At 74.7% G+C, this 18,081-nt stretch carries 20 protein-coding genes; 8 read left to right on the top strand and 12 right to left on the bottom strand.

Going from position 1 to position 18,081, the window contains the following annotated elements; all coding sequences use genetic code 11:
- Nucleotides 1-94: 94 nt before the first annotated feature.
- Complete coding sequence (locus ACQEU6_RS12980; protein ID WP_499331761.1) at nucleotides 95-784, bottom strand: response regulator transcription factor; 690 nt, start codon at nucleotides 782-784, stop codon at nucleotides 95-97.
- Between the two features lie 201 nt (nucleotides 785-985).
- Here ACQEU6_RS12980 and ACQEU6_RS12975 point away from each other — a divergent pair, with 201 nt between their 5' ends.
- Nucleotides 986-1,993, top strand: coding sequence for an Acg family FMN-binding oxidoreductase (locus ACQEU6_RS12975; RefSeq protein WP_499331760.1), 1,008 nt, complete (start codon nucleotides 986-988; stop codon nucleotides 1,991-1,993).
- On the opposite strand, the gene ACQEU6_RS12970 is transcribed toward ACQEU6_RS12975, so the two are convergent.
- Nucleotides 1,974-2,408 carry a pyridoxamine 5'-phosphate oxidase family protein gene (locus ACQEU6_RS12970; RefSeq protein ID WP_499331759.1) on the bottom strand — a complete coding sequence of 145 codons (435 nt, stop codon included), beginning with the start codon at nucleotides 2,406-2,408 and terminating at the stop codon, nucleotides 1,974-1,976. The genes ACQEU6_RS12975 and ACQEU6_RS12970 overlap by 20 nt on opposite strands.
- Before the next feature lie 90 nt (nucleotides 2,409-2,498).
- On the opposite strand from ACQEU6_RS12970, the gene ACQEU6_RS12965 reads away from it, so the two are divergent.
- Entirely contained in the window at nucleotides 2,499-4,220 is a 1,722-nt protein-coding gene (locus ACQEU6_RS12965) for a sensor histidine kinase (protein ID WP_499331757.1), read from the top strand.
- Between the two features lie 26 nt (nucleotides 4,221-4,246).
- Here the strand turns inward: ACQEU6_RS12965 and ACQEU6_RS12960 are convergent, their stop codons facing one another.
- On the bottom strand, nucleotides 4,247-4,831 hold the full coding sequence (locus tag ACQEU6_RS12960; RefSeq protein WP_499331755.1) for an Rv1733c family protein: 585 nt from the start codon (nucleotides 4,829-4,831) through the stop codon (nucleotides 4,247-4,249).
- Nucleotides 4,832-5,070: 239 nt separating this feature from the next.
- Between ACQEU6_RS12960 and ACQEU6_RS12955 the strand changes: the two genes are divergently transcribed.
- A complete protein-coding gene (locus ACQEU6_RS12955; protein ID WP_499331754.1) occupies nucleotides 5,071-5,634 on the top strand; it encodes a hypothetical protein in 564 nt (187 codons plus the stop codon).
- A 64-nt stretch (nucleotides 5,635-5,698) separates the two neighbouring features.
- On the opposite strand, the gene ACQEU6_RS12950 is transcribed toward ACQEU6_RS12955, so the two are convergent.
- From ACQEU6_RS12950 to ACQEU6_RS12925, 6 genes are all read right to left on the bottom strand, one after another.
- Nucleotides 5,699-7,150, bottom strand: a complete 1,452-nt coding sequence (locus ACQEU6_RS12950) for a bifunctional aminoglycoside phosphotransferase/ATP-binding protein (protein ID WP_499331752.1) — start codon at nucleotides 7,148-7,150, stop codon at nucleotides 5,699-5,701.
- A gap of 66 nt (nucleotides 7,151-7,216) precedes the next feature.
- Nucleotides 7,217-7,660: a universal stress protein gene (locus ACQEU6_RS12945; RefSeq protein WP_499331751.1), complete on the bottom strand. Its 444-nt coding sequence runs from the start codon at nucleotides 7,658-7,660 to the stop codon at nucleotides 7,217-7,219.
- Between the two features lie 123 nt (nucleotides 7,661-7,783).
- Complete coding sequence (locus ACQEU6_RS12940) at nucleotides 7,784-8,563, bottom strand: sulfite exporter TauE/SafE family protein (RefSeq protein ID WP_499331750.1); 780 nt, start codon at nucleotides 8,561-8,563, stop codon at nucleotides 7,784-7,786.
- Between the two features lie 33 nt (nucleotides 8,564-8,596).
- On the bottom strand, nucleotides 8,597-9,181 hold the full coding sequence (locus ACQEU6_RS12935; protein ID WP_499331749.1) for a rhodanese-like domain-containing protein: 585 nt from the start codon (nucleotides 9,179-9,181) through the stop codon (nucleotides 8,597-8,599).
- Nucleotides 9,182-9,224: 43 nt separating this feature from the next.
- A complete protein-coding gene (locus ACQEU6_RS12930) occupies nucleotides 9,225-10,610 on the bottom strand; it encodes an MBL fold metallo-hydrolase (RefSeq protein ID WP_499331747.1) in 1,386 nt (461 codons plus the stop codon).
- A gap of 97 nt (nucleotides 10,611-10,707) precedes the next feature.
- Complete coding sequence (locus ACQEU6_RS12925; protein ID WP_499340167.1) at nucleotides 10,708-10,971, bottom strand: metal-sensitive transcriptional regulator; 264 nt, start codon at nucleotides 10,969-10,971, stop codon at nucleotides 10,708-10,710.
- 178 nt (nucleotides 10,972-11,149) lie between these two features.
- Between ACQEU6_RS12925 and ACQEU6_RS12920 the strand changes: the two genes are divergently transcribed.
- The 3 genes from ACQEU6_RS12920 (at nucleotide 11,150) to ACQEU6_RS12910 (ending at nucleotide 13,017) form a co-directional block, all read left to right on the top strand.
- Complete coding sequence (locus tag ACQEU6_RS12920) at nucleotides 11,150-11,563, top strand: OsmC family protein (RefSeq protein WP_499331745.1); 414 nt, start codon at nucleotides 11,150-11,152, stop codon at nucleotides 11,561-11,563.
- A gap of 92 nt (nucleotides 11,564-11,655) precedes the next feature.
- Nucleotides 11,656-12,501: a universal stress protein gene (locus ACQEU6_RS12915; RefSeq protein WP_499331744.1), complete on the top strand. Its 846-nt coding sequence runs from the start codon at nucleotides 11,656-11,658 to the stop codon at nucleotides 12,499-12,501.
- A gap of 48 nt (nucleotides 12,502-12,549) precedes the next feature.
- The gene (locus ACQEU6_RS12910; protein ID WP_499331743.1) at nucleotides 12,550-13,017 is read left to right on the top strand and encodes a Crp/Fnr family transcriptional regulator; all 468 of its coding nucleotides are present in this window, start codon (nucleotides 12,550-12,552) and stop codon (nucleotides 13,015-13,017) included.
- Nucleotides 13,018-13,204: 187 nt separating this feature from the next.
- On the opposite strand, the gene ACQEU6_RS12905 is transcribed toward ACQEU6_RS12910, so the two are convergent.
- Genes ACQEU6_RS12905 through ACQEU6_RS12895 form a run of 3 tightly spaced genes read right to left on the bottom strand, consistent with a single transcriptional unit; the run spans nucleotide 13,205 to nucleotide 15,797 of the window.
- The gene (locus tag ACQEU6_RS12905; protein ID WP_499331742.1) at nucleotides 13,205-13,975 is read right to left on the bottom strand and encodes an FAD:protein FMN transferase; all 771 of its coding nucleotides are present in this window, start codon (nucleotides 13,973-13,975) and stop codon (nucleotides 13,205-13,207) included.
- The gene (locus ACQEU6_RS12900; RefSeq protein ID WP_499331741.1) at nucleotides 13,968-14,420 is read right to left on the bottom strand and encodes an FMN-binding protein; all 453 of its coding nucleotides are present in this window, start codon (nucleotides 14,418-14,420) and stop codon (nucleotides 13,968-13,970) included. Before ACQEU6_RS12900 ends, ACQEU6_RS12905 begins: the two co-directional genes overlap by 8 nt.
- 15 nt (nucleotides 14,421-14,435) lie before the next feature.
- On the bottom strand, nucleotides 14,436-15,797 hold the full coding sequence (locus tag ACQEU6_RS12895; protein ID WP_499331740.1) for a ferredoxin reductase family protein: 1,362 nt from the start codon (nucleotides 15,795-15,797) through the stop codon (nucleotides 14,436-14,438).
- A gap of 114 nt (nucleotides 15,798-15,911) precedes the next feature.
- On the opposite strand from ACQEU6_RS12895, the gene ACQEU6_RS12890 reads away from it, so the two are divergent.
- Together ACQEU6_RS12890 and ACQEU6_RS12885 are read left to right on the top strand one after the other, a co-directional pair.
- Nucleotides 15,912-16,652, top strand: coding sequence for a response regulator transcription factor (locus tag ACQEU6_RS12890; protein WP_499331739.1), 741 nt, complete (start codon nucleotides 15,912-15,914; stop codon nucleotides 16,650-16,652).
- On the top strand, nucleotides 16,649-18,064 hold the full coding sequence (locus ACQEU6_RS12885) for a sensor histidine kinase (RefSeq protein WP_499331738.1): 1,416 nt from the start codon (nucleotides 16,649-16,651) through the stop codon (nucleotides 18,062-18,064). The genes ACQEU6_RS12890 and ACQEU6_RS12885 overlap by 4 nt, the downstream gene beginning before the upstream one ends.
- The last annotated feature ends 17 nt before the right edge of the window (nucleotides 18,065-18,081 follow it).

The following is an 18,081-nucleotide window of genomic DNA, read 5'->3' as shown; positions in this document are numbered from 1 at the left end:
GCCCGGCAGCCGTCGTCCGTGGACGCGGGTGACCTGTCCGTGGCGCGAGAAGCCTGGCCCGGCCGCCCCCCCAGGGACCCGGCCGGGCCAGGGCTCAGTCGCGCCCCTGCCTGGACTGGGCGCCGTCGGCCTTGAGCTGCGCGGCCAGAGCGGCGGCCTGGGTGCGGCGGCTCATGCCGAGCTTGGCGAAGATGTTCGAGATGTAGTTCTTGACCGTCTTCTCGGCCAGGAAGAGGCGCTCGCCGATCTGCCGGTTGGTCAGGCCCTCGCCGATGAGCTCCAGGATGTGGCGCTCCTGCTCGGTCAGGCCCTTGAGCGGGTCGCTCTTCTCCTGGCGGGTGCGGAGCCGTTCGAGCATGCGGGCCGTGCTGCGGGGGTCGAGCAGGGACTGCCCGGTGGCGACGGTGCGGACGGCGCCGACGAGGTCCGAGCCGTGGATCTGCTTGAGGACGTAGCCGGCCGCCCCCGCCATGACCGCCTCGAACAGGGCGTCGTCGTCGTCGAAGGAGGTCAGCATCAGGCAGGCCAGTTCCGGCAGCCGGGAGCGCAGCTCGCGGCAGACGCTCACGCCGTCCCCGTCGGGCAGGCGGACGTCCAGGACGGCCACGTCGGGCCGGACGGCCGGGATCCGCGCCAGCGCCTCGGCCGCGGTGCCGGCCTCGCCGATGACCTCGATGTCGTCCTCGGCGGACAGCAGCGCGGCCACCCCGCGGCGGACGACCTCGTGGTCGTCCATCAGAAAGACCCGGATCGTCCCCGGGTTCCCCGGCGTCTGGGAGGTCATGGCTCTCGTTTCGTCGCTCCGGTGGTGACGGAATGGACGCTACCCCGCCGCCGGGTCCTTTCCCCAGCCTGCGGAAGTCCCCCGTGCGCGGGACCTACGTCCCGCTCCGGCGCGCGTTCCCGCGCCCCACGGGACGGACCTTCGGCCCTGCCGCGAGACGTGTGCCGCTGGTGGGGTGAAGGGTGAGGGAAGGAGCCATTCATGCAAACCAGGTACAGGACTTCCGCGGACATCGCGGATGACGCGCTCCGTGCCGTCGAGGACGCCCTGTGGGCGCCGTCGGTGCACAACACCCAGCCGTGGCGGTTCGGCGTGCGCGGCTCGCGCGTCAGCCTGCGCGCCGACCCGGACCGCCGCCTGGGCATCGCGGACCCGAAGGGCCGGGAGATGCTGATCAGCTGCGGCGCCGCGCTCTACAACCTCCGGCTGTCCCTGCGGGCGCTGGGCTACGACCCCGCCGTGCGGCTGCTGCCCGATCCGGACCGCCCGCACCTGCTCGCCGACGTGGAACTGGAGCCCGACGAGCCGGCGGACCGGCAGACCCTGCGGGAGCACCAGCAGATCCGGCGCCGGCGCAGCCATCGGGGCGGGTTCCGTCCCGAGACCGTCCCCGCCGAGGTCCTCACGGCCATGCGGTACGACGTCGAGCGCGAGGGCGCCCGGCTGATCGAGGCGGTCGACTCGCACGTCAAGGGGGCCCTGGCCGCCCTGACCGACGCGGCCGAGCACCTCCAGCGCCGCACCCCCGCGTACTCCACGGAGATCGGCCGCTGGGCCCCCTCGCCGAGGACGGCCCGCAAGGACGGCGTCCAGGAAGGCGCCTACCCCCGGCGGACTCCCGAGACCAGCCCGCACTTCCCGGCCCGCGACTTCGCGCGCGGCCAGGGCTGGGGCGCCGAGCCCGCGCACCCGGAGGAGAAGGCCGTGGCGGGGGTGGCGCTGCTCCTGGTCTCCGACGGCGACGGGCCCGCCGACTGGCTGCGCACGGGCCAGGCGCTGCAGCGGGCGCTGCTGAGGGCGTCCGAGAGCGACCTGGCGGCGGCCTTCCACACCCAGGCGCTCGAAGTGCCGGAGCTGCGCGGCTTCATCCGCGCGCACTTCTGCCGGGACGCCTACCCGCAGATGCTGCTGCGCGTCGGGGCGCCGGAGGGGGAGGGGCTGGACACCGTCCGCCGCCCCGTCGCCGACGTCATGATCGTGGAGCCCTGAGCGGGACGCGGTCGGGGATGCGGCGCCCGGTGATGAGGTGGGGCCGCACGACGATGAACTGGTCGCGCTCGCCCGGCGCCCAGCTGCGCAGGGGGAGCGAGGAGAGCCGGGCGACCTCGCCCGGCTCGGTGGCGCGCCGGGCGGGGCCCACGGTGACCACCGACCAGCCCGTGCCGGCGTCCGCGTCGATGTCGTCGATCTCGAAGGCGACGATCGTGTCGGAGGCGGCGGTGGCCAGTCGCGAGTCCGACGACGTCTTCACCACGATGAGTTCGCCGTCGAAGACGAAGTTGACCGGTTGCACGGTGGGGAGCGCCTGGAGGGTGAACACGATCCGGCCGATCGTCGATCGGCGGAGCAGGGCCCGGCACTCCCCGTTGCCGAGGATCTCCATGCCGCTGTGGTCGAGGTCCATGCCCCCCAGCGTGCTGCCCCGGTGACCCGGGCATCAGGGTCTAAGGTCCCTGACCTGACTTCTCACTCACGGCGGGGTAATACTGGGTCTGTGGCTCATGATTCGGGCGCCGGGCATGACCGGGCACGGCTGATCCTGCCGCAGTTGCAGCTGGACGATCTCCTGTCGGAGCTGCAGTCGAGGCTGGAGGCGGCGCGGTCCACCCGCGACCGGGTCCACGCGCTGCTGGAGGCCGTGGTCTCGATCGGCAGCGAACTGGATCTGGAGTCGGTGCTGCGGCGCATCACCGAGGCGGCCACCACCCTCGTCGACGCCCGGTACGGCGCGCTCGGCGTCATCGGCGAGGAGGGCGAGCACCTGGTGCAGTTCGTCACCGTGGGCGTCGGCGACGAGGAGATCGAGGCGATCGGCCACTGGCCGCACGGGCACGGGATCCTCGGCCTGCTGATCCGGGATCCGCGCTCGCTGCGGCTTCCCGACCTCGGGCACCACCCGGCCTCCAGCGGCTTCCCCGCCAACCACCCGCCGATGCGGACGTTCCTGGGCGTCCCGATCCGCGTGCGGGACGAGGTGTTCGGCAACCTCTACCTGACCGAGAAGGCCGGCGGCGGCCAGTTCGAGGAGGAGGACGAGGTCGTGGTGATCGCGCTGGCCACGGCCGCCGGCGTCGCGATCGAGAACGCCCGGCTGTACCAGGAGACGCGCCGGCGCGAGCGGTGGCTGGAGGCGTCGGCCGAGGTCTCCACCGCGCTGCTGTCGGGCACGGACCCGCACGAGGTGACCACGCTGGTGGCGCAGCGGGCGCAGGAGATCGCCGAGGCCGACCTCGCGGCCGTGGCGCTGGTGGAGGAGGGCGGCCCGCATTTCGTGGTCGAGGCCGCGCGCGGGCACGGCGCCGAGCGGCTGGAGGGGCTGCGGGTGCCGCTGGAGCACTCGGTGGCCGGTCCGGTGTTCACCGACGGGAAGGCCCTGAGGCTCGCCGACGGCGGGAAGGCGGCGCGCGAGGCGGACGTGCCCGTGCGGCTGCCGGTCGGTCCGCTGCTGGTCGTCCCGCTGGGCCTCGGTTCGGCGGCGCGCGGTGTCATCGCGGTGGTCAACCCGCCCGGCGGGGCGCTGTTCTCGGAGGGGACGCAGCGGCTGCTGGAGGCGTTCGCGGGGCAGGCGGCGGTGGCCCTGGAGCTGGCCGAGCGCCGCCGGGACGCCGAGCGGCTGGCGCTGCTGGAGGACCGCGACCGGATCGCCAAGGACCTGCACGACACCGTCATCCAGCGGCTGTTCGCGACCGCGATGGGGCTGATGGCGGCGATCAAGATCACGCAGAAGCGGGAGGTCGCCGTCCGGGTGCAGCGGGCGGTGGACGACCTGGACGACACCATCCGGCAGATCCGCTCGTCCATCTTCGCGCTGCAGGGCCCCGAGGCCGACGAGACGTCGCTGCGCAGCCGGGTGCACGCCCTGGCCGACCGGGCGGCGGAGCACCTGGGGTTCGCGCCCTCGGTGCGGCTGGACGGGCTGCTCGACACCTCGGTCGACGAGGAGATCGGCGAGCAGCTCCTCGCGGTCGTGCGGGAGGCCCTGTCCAACGTCGCCCGGCACGCCCGCGCCACCGAGGCCGCACTGAACATCGACGTCGGGGACGACGTCACCGTTCGGGTGGAGGACAACGGGATCGGCATCGCCGAAGGCGGCCGCCGCAGCGGGCTCCGCAACATGGAGGCCCGCGCCGAGGGGCTGGGCGGCACGTGCACCGCCGGGCGGCGCCCGGAGGGCGGCACCGTGCTGGTCTGGTGCGTCCCGCTCAAGCCCGCCTGACCTTCCGCGGGACCGGCCCACCGTGGTCAGGGACCGGTGCGGTGGTGGTCGAGGCGCGCCCATTCGGCGTCCCACAGCCGGTAGCGGAGCCGGTCGCAGCGCGCCCGGACGAGCCAGTAGAGGCTCAGCGCGGGCAGTCCGGTGGCGAGGGCCATGCCGGTCCCGGCCACCGCGGTGTGGATGACCGTCTGCGCGTGCCGGCGGGGCGGTGTGATCGAGACGCCGTCGGGACCGGCCCACAGGACGAGGCGCTCCCCGACACCGGCTCCCCGCCAGGTCGTGTAGTCGGCGGTCCGCCGCGTCCCGTCGGGGTCGGTCCAGGCGACCGTGACGGTGCGGCGGCCCCCGGGGTCCCGCACCTTCACGATGGTGGCCTCGACGCGGTGCCGCGTCGCCGACTGCCGGCGCTCGGCCCGCACCCCCGAGTCGTAGGCGGACCGGACGGCATGGGTGAGCAGCGGCGGCGTCGCGACGAGGAAGACCAGGAGGAGCAGCAGCCCTAGCCTCCACTGGACCCGGTCCACGTCGCGCCGCAGGTCGTTGCGGTCGAATCCGCATCCGCGACGCCAGCGGTCCATCCGTGCTGTCCAGCGGCCGGTCCGTGCTCGCATGGTCGTCGCTCCCAATGACGCCGTCCCTTCACCTTCCCTCCACCACGACGCTACGCACCGGCCCCGGGAGGGTGCAGGGGCGGAAGCCCCGCGCGGGCGGGACCTCCCGGGTCCTCCTGCCCGCCGCACGCGGGACCTTGGTCCCGCCGAACGTGCGCCGAACGTACCTACAGGCCAAGGGCGGTTCGGGATTGGGTCAAGGGTGACGAGATCATCGATGCGATGGAAGGTGAGTGGCGATGGCACTCTCCGAGCACAAGACCCGCGTGGGACGGGACACTCTGATCCGGGTCGTGACCCCCAGGCCGCTGACCGAGTCGCACGCCGCCCGCTACGCCTGGGCCGCCGCGCGCTTCGCGCTCGGCTGGGTCTTCCTGTGGGCGTTCCTGGACAAGACCTTCGGGCTGGGCCACGAGACCCCCGCCGCCAAGGCGTGGATCGACGGCGGCAGCCCCACCGAGGGCTTCCTGGCGCACTCGCCCGCCGGGCCGTTCGCCGGCTTCTACCACGACATCGCGGGCGCGGGCTGGGCCGACTGGCTGTTCATGATCGGGCTGGGCGGCATCGGCGCCGCCCTGGTCCTCGGCGTGGGCATGCGGATCGCCGCCGCGGCGGGCGCCGCCCTGCTGGTGATGATGTGGTCGGCCGTCCTGCCTCCGGAGAACAACCCCTTCGTGGACGACCACCTCGTCTACGCCGTCCTGATCATCGGGCTGGCCCTGGTCAGCGCCGGTGACACCCTGGGCCTCGGCCGCTGGTGGGGCGGAACCCGCCTGGTCAGGCGACTCCCGATCCTCAAGTGACCTGATCCGCGGCAGGAGGGGCGCTCCCCGGAGCGCCCCTCCTACGCGTGTCGGACGGGCGGCCCTACGCGCGCCGGACGGCGGCGAGGGCCTGGCCGACGGCGCGGGGGAGGGGGCCGCCGGTGTCGACGGCGGCCGATCCGGGCCAGGGCGCGAAGTCCGCGCGCATGGCGGCGGCGATGCTCGCGTCGGCGTCGGAGGCGCCCCGGGGACGGGTCCGCATCCGCTCGGCGCAGACGGCCTCCGGCGCTTCGCAGCGCAGCGGCGTCAGGTGCGCGTGCTCCTGATCGGCGACGGCGGCGAGGAGGTCCCGGTCGGCCGCGCGGGCCCAGGAGGCGTCCAGGATGACCGTCTCTCCCATCCGGAGCAGCCGGGCGGCGCGCGCGGCCAGCTCGCGGTAGGTGCGCCGCCCCCATTCCGGCGTGTAGATGCCGGAGCCGTAGGGCGCGGCCGCCGGGTCGGCGGGCGCCAGCCCGGCCAGCTCCTTGCGGATCCTGTCGCTGCTGAGCACCGTGCAGCCGAGCCGGTCGGCCAGCGCGCCGGCCAAGGAGGTCTTCCCGGTGCCGGGCGGCCCGCCCGCCAGGACCAGGCCGACGCGGCCCGCGCGCAGATGGCGCAGTGCGACGTCGGCGTAGGCGCGGGCCTCGGCGGCCGCGTCCGGCGCGCCCTGGCCGTGGCGCAGGCACGCCACCTTGGCGCGGACGAAGGCGCGGTAGGCCACGTAGTGGTGGCGGAGCGACGACGGGGCCGGGTCGGCTGCGAACTCGGCGTACCAGCCGAGGAAGCGTTCGGCGTGCTCGGGTGCGCCCAGGCGTTCGAGGTCCATCGCCAGGAACGCGGCGTCGTCCAGGCCGTCGACGTAGCGGAGGCGTTCGTCGAACTCCAGGCAGTCGAGGATCCGCGGACCGTCGTCCAGGCAGAAGACGTCGCCCGCCAGCAGGTCGCCGTGCCCGTCGACCACGCGGCCTTGGGCGATGCGCGCGTCGAACAGGGGCCCGCGGCCGGCGAGGAACGCGTCCGCGAGGTCCTCGGTCTCGGCGGAGTCCGCGGCGTCCAGGACGGCGCCGTGGAAAGGCCCGACCTGCTCGAAGCTGTCGTGCCAGCGGCCCCGGACGGCGTCGCGGGTCTCCTCGGCCGCTATGCGGGGGCCGCGCGGCGCCCGGGCGTGCCAGGCGGCGAGGATCCGGGCCGTGTCGCGCAGCGCGTCCCGCACCGGCGCGCCCTCCCCGACCAGGGTGGACAGGCGCCGGTCGGCGGGCATCCGGCGCATCACGACCAGGTGGTCGCACACGTCGCCGCCGGGCCCGTGCACGTCGGCGACGCCGAGATAGACGTCGGGGGCGAACCGCCGGTTCAGCCGGACCTCCTCGTGGCACGCGCGCTCGCGCAGCTCACGGGTGCTGAAGTCCAGGAACCCCAGGTTCACCGGCTTCTTCAGCTTGTAGGCGCGGTCCCCGGCGAAGAAGACCACGCCGATGTGGGTCTCGACGACGTCGGCGCCCCCCACAGGCCTCACGCCCCCGGACAGGGGGCGGGGCTGGTGTGGGTGCTCATGGCCCTCCTCCCGGGGGCGCCGCGGGGTTCAGAGGTTCTCTCCGGCGGCGGCCCGCTGGTCCGCGCAGATCACGACCTCGCAGCGCGCCCGCTCCCGCACGACCGGGACGGTGTCGCCGCCGAGGGGGTTGCCGTGCTCGGAGTGCGCCCGCGCGCCGACCACCAGCAGTTCGGCGCGCCCGGCCGCGTCGGCCAGCACCACGCCCGGCTCCCCGTGCAGGACGCGCAGCCGGGTGGTCAGGTGCCGGGAGCGGGGGATCAGGCGGGCGACCAGGCCGCGCAGCCGCAGCCACTCCCTGACCGCGTGGAACGGGCGCCGCGCCGGGGCGTCGCCGGGTTCCATGACGCGGACCACGTCCAGGCGCGCGTGCCGTTCGGAGGCCTCGCGGGCGGCCCGGCGCAGTGCGGCCATGGAGTTGGGGGATCCGTCGACCCCGACGACGACGGACCGTTGTTCGGGCACGACCCACATCAGCGACCTCCCTCAGTCACCCCCACCCTCCCGTCCGGGACGTTCCGCGGGTCAGTGCCGAGCGTCCCTCCAAATCAGGACTTTCGACCTGATTCGGGCAGCGGTCGGGGTGGTGGAGCGGGATCAGCCGGTGGCCCCCGGGTGGAGGACGGCCTGTGCGGCGACGAAGGCCGCGACGGCGAAGACCAGGTAGGCGAACCAGCGCCGCAGCCGGTCGGCGTCCAGCCGCCGGGCGAGGCGGGCGGCGCCGAGCGACCCGGCGACGGCCGCCAGGGTGAACGCCGCGATGACGCCGTGGTCCAGCGTCGCGTCCCCGGCGTGCGCGGCGAAGCCGGCGACCGAGTTGACCACCACGATGACCAGGGAGGTCCCGACCGCGGCGGTCATCGGCAGGCCCAGCCCGACGACCAGGGCCGGGATGACGAGGAAGCCGCCGCCGACGCCGAACAGCCCGGTCAGCACGCCGACGGCCGCGCCCGCGCCGATCGACTTCGGCAGGCAGGAGTGCCAGTCGACGCCGCCGCCGGGAAGGGCGCACGCCCCGCCCAGCCGGTCGCCTCCGGCCAGCATCCGCCAGCCGGCCGCCACCATGAGCGCCGCGAAGCCGAGCAGGACGGCCTGGTCGGGCAGGAGGCGGTTCAGGGCGGCGCCGCCGAAGGCGGCCGCCGCTCCGGCGGCCCCGAAGACGCCGGCGATCCGCCAGCGCACCTGCCCGGCGCGGACGCGGGGCAGCGCGGCCGTGGCCGAGGAGAAGCCCACGACCAGCAGGGACGCCGGAACCGCGGAGGCCAGCGGCAGGCCCGCGCCGTAGACGAGGGCGGGGACGGCGAGGATGGAGCCGCCGCCGCCGAGCAGCCCGAGCAGGACGCCGATGAGGGCGCCGAGGACGAGCGTTGTCAGCATGCCGTCACCTCCCGGGCGGGCGCGGAGGGCGTGTCACGGGCGGTCCGGGGCCAGGGCGCCGAGGACGGCGGCCATGTCGCACTTCGGCCCGCGGTTGTAGGGGAGCTTGGACAGCGCCATCCCCATGGCGCAGGTGTCGGACAGGGCGGCGAAGGCCAGTCCGCCGCCGATGGCCGCGGCGAGCCACTTGGCGCGCGGGGCGGTCGTGCTGGCCAGGACCGAGCCGAGCACGATCGAGCCGGCGACCAGGCGGACCTGGCGCTCCAGGTTCCAGCGGGGGCGTCCCGCCGCGACCGGTGCGCCCGCGGCCTGCCAGGCGCCGATGCCGCCGTGCAGGACGCGCAGGTCGGGCAGGCCCGCGTCCGCCAGTGCCCGCGAAGCCTGGCCGGCCCGTTGCCCGGAGTGGCAGACGAGCACCACCCGCTCGTCGAGGCGGGCGCGCAGTTCGGAGCGGTGTTCGCGCAGGAGGTCGAGCGGCACGTTGTAGGAGCCGGGGATGTGAACGGTCTCGAACTCGCCCGTCGTCCGGACGTCGATGAGCCGGGGCGGGTCATCGGAGTCCAGGAGTTCGCGCAGGGCGGGGACGTCCACGGTGGACGCGGTGGGCGGGGTGGTCACGAAGTCTTCTCCCTTGTGTCGTCGGTGCGGAGGCGATCGAGGTTCATCGGTCGGTGATGGCGAGGCCCGCGGGGGCGGCCTCGGAGTAGGCGTCGTCGATGTGCACGGTCCGGAGCCCGGCCCGCTGGAGCAGGCTGGCGGCGGCGGCGGCCCGGTAGCCGGAGCCGCAGTGCACCCAGACGGTCCCGTCGGGCAGCTCGTCCAGCCGGCCGGTCAGCTCGGGCAGCGGGATGTGGACGGCGCCCTCGACGTGCCCGTCCCTCCACTCGTTGGTCATGCGCACGTCCAGCACGACGTCCGGCGCGGGCAGATGCCGGGGGACGCGGCCGGAGCGGGCGGCGGCGAGGTCGGTGAACGTCGCGACGGGCGTCTCCCGCAGCCGGGCGGTGTCGCCGCCGGCCCACCGCTCGGGCTCGCCGGAGGCGGCCGCGGCCGGGCGGTCGATGCCGATGCGCGCCAGCTCCCGCTGGGCGGCGGCGATCTGCTCGGGGCTGTCGCCGAGCAGGGTGAGGGGCGCGCCCCACGGCGCCAGCCAGCCGAGCCACGTCGACATCGCGCCGTCCAAGCCGAAGCTGAGGGTTCCGGCGAGGTGCCGCTCGGCGAAGGCCTTGCGGGAGCGCAGGTCGACGACCCACTCCCCGGCGGCGATGCGGTCGCGCAGCTCGGCCGGGTCGGCGGCCCGGGCGGGGGTGAGGTCGAGCAGGTCGGCGCCGGCGCTGTTGCGGACGCCCATGTGCGCGTAGTAGGCGGGGTAGGCGTCGAGTCCGTCCAGGGTCTGGGCGACGAAGTCGTCCGCCTCCAGCCGCAGCGCCGGGTTGGCCCGCCGCTCCCGGCCGATGGTCGAGGAGGCGGCGTCGGACTGGCTCGCCGAGCAGAAGCTTCCGAACCCGTGCGTGGGCCAGACGTGCGCGCCGTCGGGCAGCAGGTCGGCCAGTCTGCGCGCCGACGCGTGCTGACGGCGGGCCAGCGGCCGGGCGTGCTCGGAGCCGAGGAGGTCGGTGCGGCCGGTGGTGCCGAACAGCAGCGACCCGCCCGTGAAGACGCCTTCGGGCCCGGCGGGGCCGGACAGGACGTAGGAGACGTGGTGGAAGGTGTGCCCGGGGGTGCCCACGGCGCGGATGCTCAGGGCGTCGGAGACGGCGATCTCGTCGCCGTCGGAAACGCCGGTCCGGTCGAACGCGACGCTCTCGTCGGCCGAGAGCAGGTACACCGCCCCGGTCGCCCTGGCCAGCGCCGGCCCGCCGGAGACGTAGTCGTTGTGCAGGTGGGTCTCGGCCACGTGCGTGATGCGGACGTCCAGCCGTCCGGCCAGAGTCAGGAAGCGGTCGATGTCGCGCTGCGGATCGACCACCAGCGCCACCCGCCCGTCGTGGGCGAGGTAGCTGCGGTCGCCCAGGGACGAGGTCTCGACTACCTGGACATGTGCCATCTGCGTTCCCTCCTTATACCCCGGGGGGTATGCTGTGGTCAGATTTCGGCCATGGTCGTGTCCCCCGTCGGCCGATGGGGACGCCCTCCCGCCGTCCTCAGGAGAGGGCGAGGAAGAGCTTCTCCAGGCGCTCGGCGCTGATCGGCGGCATCTCGCCCCGGTCGGCGGCCGCCTGGCAGTGCCGCAGGCCGGTCGAAATGATCTTGAAGCCGGCCCGGTCGATCGCCTTGGACACCGCCGCGAGCTGGGTCAGCACCCGCTCGCAGTCGTCGGCGTTCTCGATCATCGAGATCACCCCGCCCAGCTGGCCGTGCGCCCGCCGGAGCCGGGTCAGCGCGTCCGCCAGGGCGGTCGCGTCCATCTCCAGATGCTCCACCTTCCACCTCCGGCGCCCACCATACCCCCTGGGGTATGTCATCGCGCGTGAGGTGCCTCACCCCACCGGGACCTCCGGCAGGACCTTCGGCTCTACCTGCGAAGACTCCTGATATCGAGACTGGGGCCCAAGCGAGGAACCGCCAGCAGAGGAGGTGGCACCGATGAGCGAGATGCTGGTCGTCCACCGTGAGGACGACGCCTTCGCGGTGATCGTCCGCGACCACGTGATCCACGTGGACCGGCCGTACATGGGGGGAGGCATGGACGCGGGACCGACGCCGGTCGAGCTGTTCGTGGCGTCCCTCGGCGCGTGCGCCGCGGACCACGCCCGGCGCTACCTGAAGGCGCGCTGCCTGCCCGCGAACGGGCTGGAGGTCGCCGTCGAGTACGCGATGAGCCCGGAGGGCCCCGCCCGGGTGTCGCGCGTGGACCTGCGCGTGCGCCCTCCCGTCCGGTTGCCCGACCGGGACGTGGGAGGCCTGATGGCCGCCGTCATGGCCTGCACGGTCAACAACTCGATCGTCGACACCCCGCGCATCGGCGTACGGCTCGAAAGCGCGCTCACGGCCGCCTGAGCGGACGCCGGAGGTCCCTCCGCCGAGGGCCGTTCGGCCCTGGGTGAGCGAGGCGGCGGGCGGTGGAATGAAGGCGGATCGAGGAGGGCGTCATGAGCCATGTGGTCGTCGGGTACGACGGGACGAGCGAGAGCGAGCGCGCTCTGCGCTGGGCGGTGGAGGAGGCCCGGCTCCGGCGGCTGCCGCTGACGGTGTGCCACGCCTGGCAGTGGCCGTATCCGATCGGGCACCTCGACCACGAGGGCGCGGCCATCGTCCGCCGGATGGGGGAGCACATGCTCGACCAGGGCGTGGCGCTGGCGCAGGAGCTGGCCCCCGGCACGAAGGTGCGCAGGCGGCTGGACACCGGCGGGCCCTACGAGGCGCTGCTGAACCAGGGGCCGGACGCGGAGCTCATCGTCATCGGCTCGCACCCGCCGGAGGAGACGCCCGTCGGCTCCACCGCGCTGCGGGTGCCGGCCCGGGCGGTCCGCCCCGTGGCGGTCGTGCGCTCGGCTTCCGCGCGCGACGGGCTGGTGGTCGTGGGCGTGGACGGTTCCCCGGGCGCCGACGCGGCGCTGGCGTTCGGGTTCGAGGAGGCGGCGCTGCGCGGCTGGCGGTTGCGCGCGGTGTACGGGTGCTGGGAGCCCGGCGCCGTCCCGGACGCCGATCTCGCGCTGTTCGGCGACGAGGACAAGCTCCGCCACGTGTGCGGGGCGGTGCTGGAACGGTCGGTCGCGCCCTGGCTGGTCAAGTACCCCTTCGTGCAGGCCGCGACGTCGCTGGTGCTCAGGTCGCCCCGCGAGGCCCTGCTGGAGGCGGCGGAGGGCGCGACGCTGACGGTGGTGGGCGCGCGCGGCGTCGGCGCCGTGAAGCCGCTGACGCTGGGCGCGACGAGCGACGCGCTGCTCAAGCACGCCCCCTGCACGGTCACGATCGTCCCGCGGCCGGCCGGATGAGCGCCGGGCACCGGAGAACACCGAAGGCAGGCGAGTGAAGTGAGCAGGGTGACCGCTGCCGACCTGGCACGCGAGCCGTTCTTCGACGGCATGCGGAGCCTGGACCTGACCAGGCTCGCGAAGGCGGCCCGGCGCACCGACCTGCCCGCGGGCCGGCGCATGTTCGCGGAGTCCGCGGCGGCGGAGCGGTTCTGGCTCCTCCTCGACGGGATCGTCGCCGTCGACATGCGCGTCCCCGACGGCGGGACGCTCGTCATCGACACCTTCGGGCCCGGATCGGTGGTGGGCTGGTCCTGGCTGTTCCGCCCGCACCGGTGGCGCTTCGGCGCGATCGCGAGCACGCCGGTCCGGGCGATCGAGTTCGACGGCCGGCTGGTCCGGACGCTGAGCGCGGTCGACCCGTCGCTCGGCTACGAGATGACGCGCCGCTTCGCCGAGCAGGTCGTGGGCCGCCTGGAGGCCACCCAGGCCCGGCTGGCCGAAGCCGCCCCCGAAACCCTGGACCGCGCAGTCTGACCGGGCGAGCCCAATGCGAGCTGGTGAAGCGACGTAGCCGCCCGCACCGAGACCAAGCAACAACCCGAAGGTCGCGATCGCGTCCGAAGGCAGGTTCGAGCTTGCGAGAACCTGATCGCGCAGCGAGCCGCCAGGCGAGGCGGAGCGATGCCGGCGATCGCCCGCGTTTCTCGACGATGGAGGGCCGCTAGGCCCGAGGGAGGAGAGAAACGCAGTCAGCAGAGCCGCTGGTCCACCACAGGCGGTGTTCGGTGGTCATGCCGAGCGCCTCGATCGCCGGGTGGGCCTCCGCCCAGGCGCGGGCCCCGTCGCCCATGGCGAAGGCCGCGGTGGCGAGCGCGTCGACATCCGTGAGGTGGCGCCCGACCAGCGTGACGGAGGCGAGGCCCGCGGCGGGCCGCCCGGTTCGGGGGTCGAGGATGTGCCGGCCGCGCTCGGCGGTGCCCGAGGTGGCGACGGCGAGGTCGTGCCCGGACACCACGGCGATGAGGGCGCCCCGGTCGCGGGGGTCGGCGACGCCGATCCGCCACGGGTCACCGGGCCCGGCCTCGCCGCGCGCCTGCACGTCGCCGCCGCCGTTCACGCAGTGGTCGCGCGCGCCGGCGTCGTGGAGGATCGTCGACGCCCGCTCGATCGCCCAGCCCTTGACCACGCCGCTGGGATCGAGCCGGCCCCCGGGCGCGCAGGTGAACGCGCCCCCGGTGGCCCGTTCGAACTCCGCGCCGAGGCGCAGGACCTCGGCGACCTCGGGGTCGCATTCGCGGAGCTCGGCGCGGCCGTCCGCCAGACGGGAGACCTGGCTGTCCGGCCGGTAGGGGGAGAAGACGCGGTCGACGCGGTGGAGCCAGGCGACGGCCTGCGCGAGCGCCACGGTGACGGACGGCGAGCGCGGGGTGCGGATGTCGAAGGAGAACACCGTCCCCATCGCGTGCTCGACATGGCGGATCCCCTCAGGCACGGGCACCGTCCAGGGCGCTCTGCAGGGACGTGATGTACCCCTCGCTGGTGTAGGTGGCGCCGGAGACGGCGTCGATCTTCGCGTTGCCCGCCGCCAGGGCCTTCTTGGTGAGCTTCGGGAGGGCGAAGGAGGCGATCTCGCGGTCGCGGCCGTTCTCCGACGGTGAGCGCAGGACGCGGACGCCGCTGAGGTGGCCGCCCGACATCGTGATCTCGACCTGGACCGGGCCGTAGCGGGTGTCGACGCTCTTTCCCCGGTAGGTCCCGCTCACCGGGTTCGCTCCGCCGCTCGCTCCGCCGCTCGCTCCGCCGCTCGTCCCGTTGCTCGTCCCGCCCGTGGCGGCCGGGGCCGGCGGCGCGGCGGTGTCGTGCTGGTGCGGCTTCAACGACAGGAGCAGCACGACTCCCGCGATCGTCGCGCTCGTGGTGAACACGGCTCGGCGCATGTGGCGCGGTCCCCCTCAGAACTCGAAGGATTCGGATCGGACATGGCGGCGCCGCACGCCGGCCTGCTTGAGCGCGCGCTGGGCGGCGCTCATCATGCCGGGCGGCCCGCACAGGTAGACGTCCCGGTGCCGGATGTCGGGGACGAGGCCCCGCAGGGCCGGGCCGTCCAGCGGCAGGGAGTGGTGGGACGGCTCGTCCACGAAGTAGTGGGCGCGGGCGCCGCGGAGGCGGGCGATGTCGTCCAGTTCGCCGCGCAGGGCCAGATCCTCGGGCCTGCGGGCGAGGTAGACGAGGGTCACGTCGCCGGGCAGGGTCTCGAACAGCGTCCGCAGCGGGGTGATGCCGACGCCGCCGGCGATCAGCAGCGCCCGGTCGTGGTGCGGCCGCGCCCCGGTGAACCCGCCGTAGGGCCCCTCGGCCCAGACCCGCGTGCCGGGGCGGAGCCGGGCCAGCGCCCGGCTGTGGTCCCCGGCGTCCTTGACGGTGATGCGCAGCCGGTGGCCGCGGGCCGGCTCGGACAGCGAGTAGGGCGTGGCCGTCCACCAGAAGCCGGGGGCGAGGAACCGCCAGCGGAAGAACTGGCCCGGTTCGGCGCGCAGCTCGTCCAGGTGGCGGCCGCTCATGTAGACCGAGACGACCCCGGGCGCCTCGGCGTGGACGGCGGTGACCCGCAGCCCGTGCCGGATCCCGCGCACGGCGGGCATCAGGAACCGGAACCAGGCGAGGGTGACGGCGACGCCGATGTACAGGGTGTACCAGGCCGCCTTCGCCCACGGCGATCCGGCGAACTGGGCGCCGTTGGCGAGCTGGTGCGAGAACGCCAGGAAGACGGCCAGGTAGGTCGCGAAGTGCAGGTAGTGCCACGTCTCGTAGCGCATCCGCCGCCGGGCCGCCCGCGCGGAGGTGATCCCGACGCCGACGAGGAGCAGGAACCCGGCCGTGCCCTTGAGCATCTCGGGATAGTCGACGACCACCGTGGCCGTCTCGTGGACGACGTCTGTCCGGGCCGTCACCGCGTAGCCCCAGATGATCAGGAGGGCGTGCGCCAGCACGAGGCAGACGGTGTACCGCCCGCCCATCGCGTGCCAGCGGGCGAGCCGGTCGGTGCCCACGCCCCGTTCGAGCGCCGGCACGCGGGCCATCAGGGCCAGCAGGACGGCGCACCCGTAGCCCGCCAGGAGCCCGGTGACGCGTCCCGCCTCCGTCAGCCAGCCGTCGAGGCCGGTGACCGAGCCGGTGCCGCGCCACCACAGCGCCAGCACCGCGACCGCCCCGGCGTAGATCAGCACCTGCGGCCACCAGCGTGGGACACGCCATGTCGGCGGCCGTCTGACCTGCGGGGACGACCGCATGAGGTCGTACCTGGTCGTCGTCATGGCGGCCACACTGCCAACGCAGTTTCTGAGTTCCCTATGACACCGTGGGGAAAGGCCCCTCTCAGAGGCTTTTCAGAGGAAAGGCAGAGGTTGGAGAGGGATGCTGGACGGACCATGACCAAGGACGAACCCGCGGCGGCGGGCCTGCGGCGGGCCGACGGCACGCCCGTGCGGGTCCTCGTCGTCGACGACGAACCGGATCTGGCGGAGGTGCTGTCGCGCGTGCTGGCCTCGGAGGGCTGGGCGGTGCGGACGGCCGGGGACGGCGCGGGCGCGCTCGCCGCCGCGCGCGACTTCCGCCCCGACGCCGTCGTGCTGGACGTGATGCTCCCCGACATCGACGGCCTCCGGGTGCTGCGGCGGCTGCGGGCAGACGCGCCCGACGTGTGCGTGCTGTTCCTGACCGCCAAGGACGCCGTCGAGGACCGTGTCGCCGGCATCACCGCGGGCGGCGACGACTACGTGACCAAGCCGTTCAGCCTGGAGGAGGTGCTGGCGCGGCTGCGCGGGCTGCTGCGCCGGGCGGGCATGGCGCGGCCGGCCGACGCCGGCCGGCTGCTCACCGTCGGCGCCCTGGCCATGGACGAGGACGCCCGCGAGGTGACCCGCGACGGCGAGGTCGTGGAGCTGACGCCCACCGAGTTCGAGCTGCTGCGGTTCCTCATGCGCAACCCCCGCCGGGTCCTCAGCAAGGCGCAGATCCTCGACCGCGTCTGGGACTACGACTTCGGCGGGCAGGCCCACGTCGTGGAGCTGTACATCAGCTACCTGCGCAAGAAGATCGACGCGGGCCGGACACCGATGATCCACACCGTGCGCGGCGTCGGGTACGTGCTGAAACCGGAGGCCTCGTGAGGGGCCCGCGCACGCTGCGGGCCCGGCTCACCGCCGGGCTGCTCGTCCTGCTGGCGCTGAGCTGCCTCGCCGTGGGCGTCGCCACCGCGAGCGCGCTCGACCGGTTCCTCATGGGGCGGCTGGACGAGCAGCTGACCGCGTCCGGCGGGCGGTTCCCGGCGAGCCTCGAACACGAGCGCCGGCGGGACGCCGACGACCGTCCGGACACCCGGGGGCAGGCGCCGGGGACGTTCGGCGCGCGGCTGTTCGGCCGGACGGTGACGGAGGCCGCGGTGGTGCGCGACAGCGCCGACGAGAACGTGCCGCTCGACGCCGGCGACCGGCGCGCCCTGGCCGCCCTCCCGCCCGACGGCCGGGCGCGCTCGCTCGGCCTGTCGGCGCTGGGGGAGTACCGGGTGACGGCGCTCCGCGGCGACGACGGGGACGTCCTGGTCACCGGGCTGCCGCTGCGGCCCGCCGAGGAGACGCTGCACAGCGTCATCCTGGTGGAGGCGATCGTCTTCGCGGCGGTGCTCGCCGCCGGCGGGACCGCGGCGGCGGTCTGGGTCGGGCTGGCCCTGCGCCCGCTGCGGCGGGTCGCCGCCACCGCGTCCCGGGTCACGGAGCTGCCGCTGGCCAGCGGGGAGGTGGCGATGCCCGAGCGCGTCCAGGGCACCGATCCCGGCACCGAGGTCGGGCAGGTCGGCGCCGCGCTGAACCGGATGCTCGGCCACGTCGAGAACGCCCTGGCCCGCCGGCACGCCAGTGAGGAGCGGCTCCGCCGCTTCGCCGCCGACGCGAGCCACGAGCTGCGCACCCCCGTCGCCGCGATCCGCGGCCACGCCGAACTCGCGCTGCGCACGACCGAGCCCGTCCCGGCCGGGGTGCGGCACGCGCTGGGGCGCATCGAGGCCGAGTCGGTCCGGATGTCCGAACTGGTCGACGACCTGCTGCTCCTCGCCCGCCTGGACGCCGGCCGCCCGCTGGAGACGGATCCGGTGGACCTGACCCGCATCGTCCTGGACGCCACCGCCGACGCGCGCGCCGCCGGCCCGCGACACCGCTGGGAACTGGTGCTCCCGGAGGAACCGGTGACGGTCACCGGTGACGCCCGGCGCCTGCACCAGATGGTCGCCAACCTGCTCGCCAACGCGCGCGTCCACACGCCCCCCGGTACCCGCGTCACCGTGCGGCTCGCGGTCCGGGAGGGCGCGGTGCTCCTCGACGTGGAGGACGACGGCCCCGGCATCCCGGCCGGTCTGCGCGAGGAGATCTTCCAGCGGTTCGTCCGCGCGGACCAGAGCCGGTCCCGCGGCGCGGGCGGCACGGGACTCGGACTGGCGATCGTCCAGGCGGTGGCCGCCGCCCACGGCGGCCGGGTCGAACTCGTCGCGGGGGAGCGCACGCTCTTCCGCGTGACCCTTCCGAACTGATCCGCCGCCGCGCCGCG

Origin of the sequence: Spirillospora sp. CA-108201 (assembly GCF_050936235.1) — a bacterium.
In the GTDB taxonomy this organism is placed as follows: domain Bacteria; phylum Actinomycetota; class Actinomycetes; order Streptosporangiales; family Streptosporangiaceae; genus Spirillospora.
Note: the sequence above shows the minus strand (reverse complement) of the source record. Positions and strands in the feature narration are given on the sequence as shown.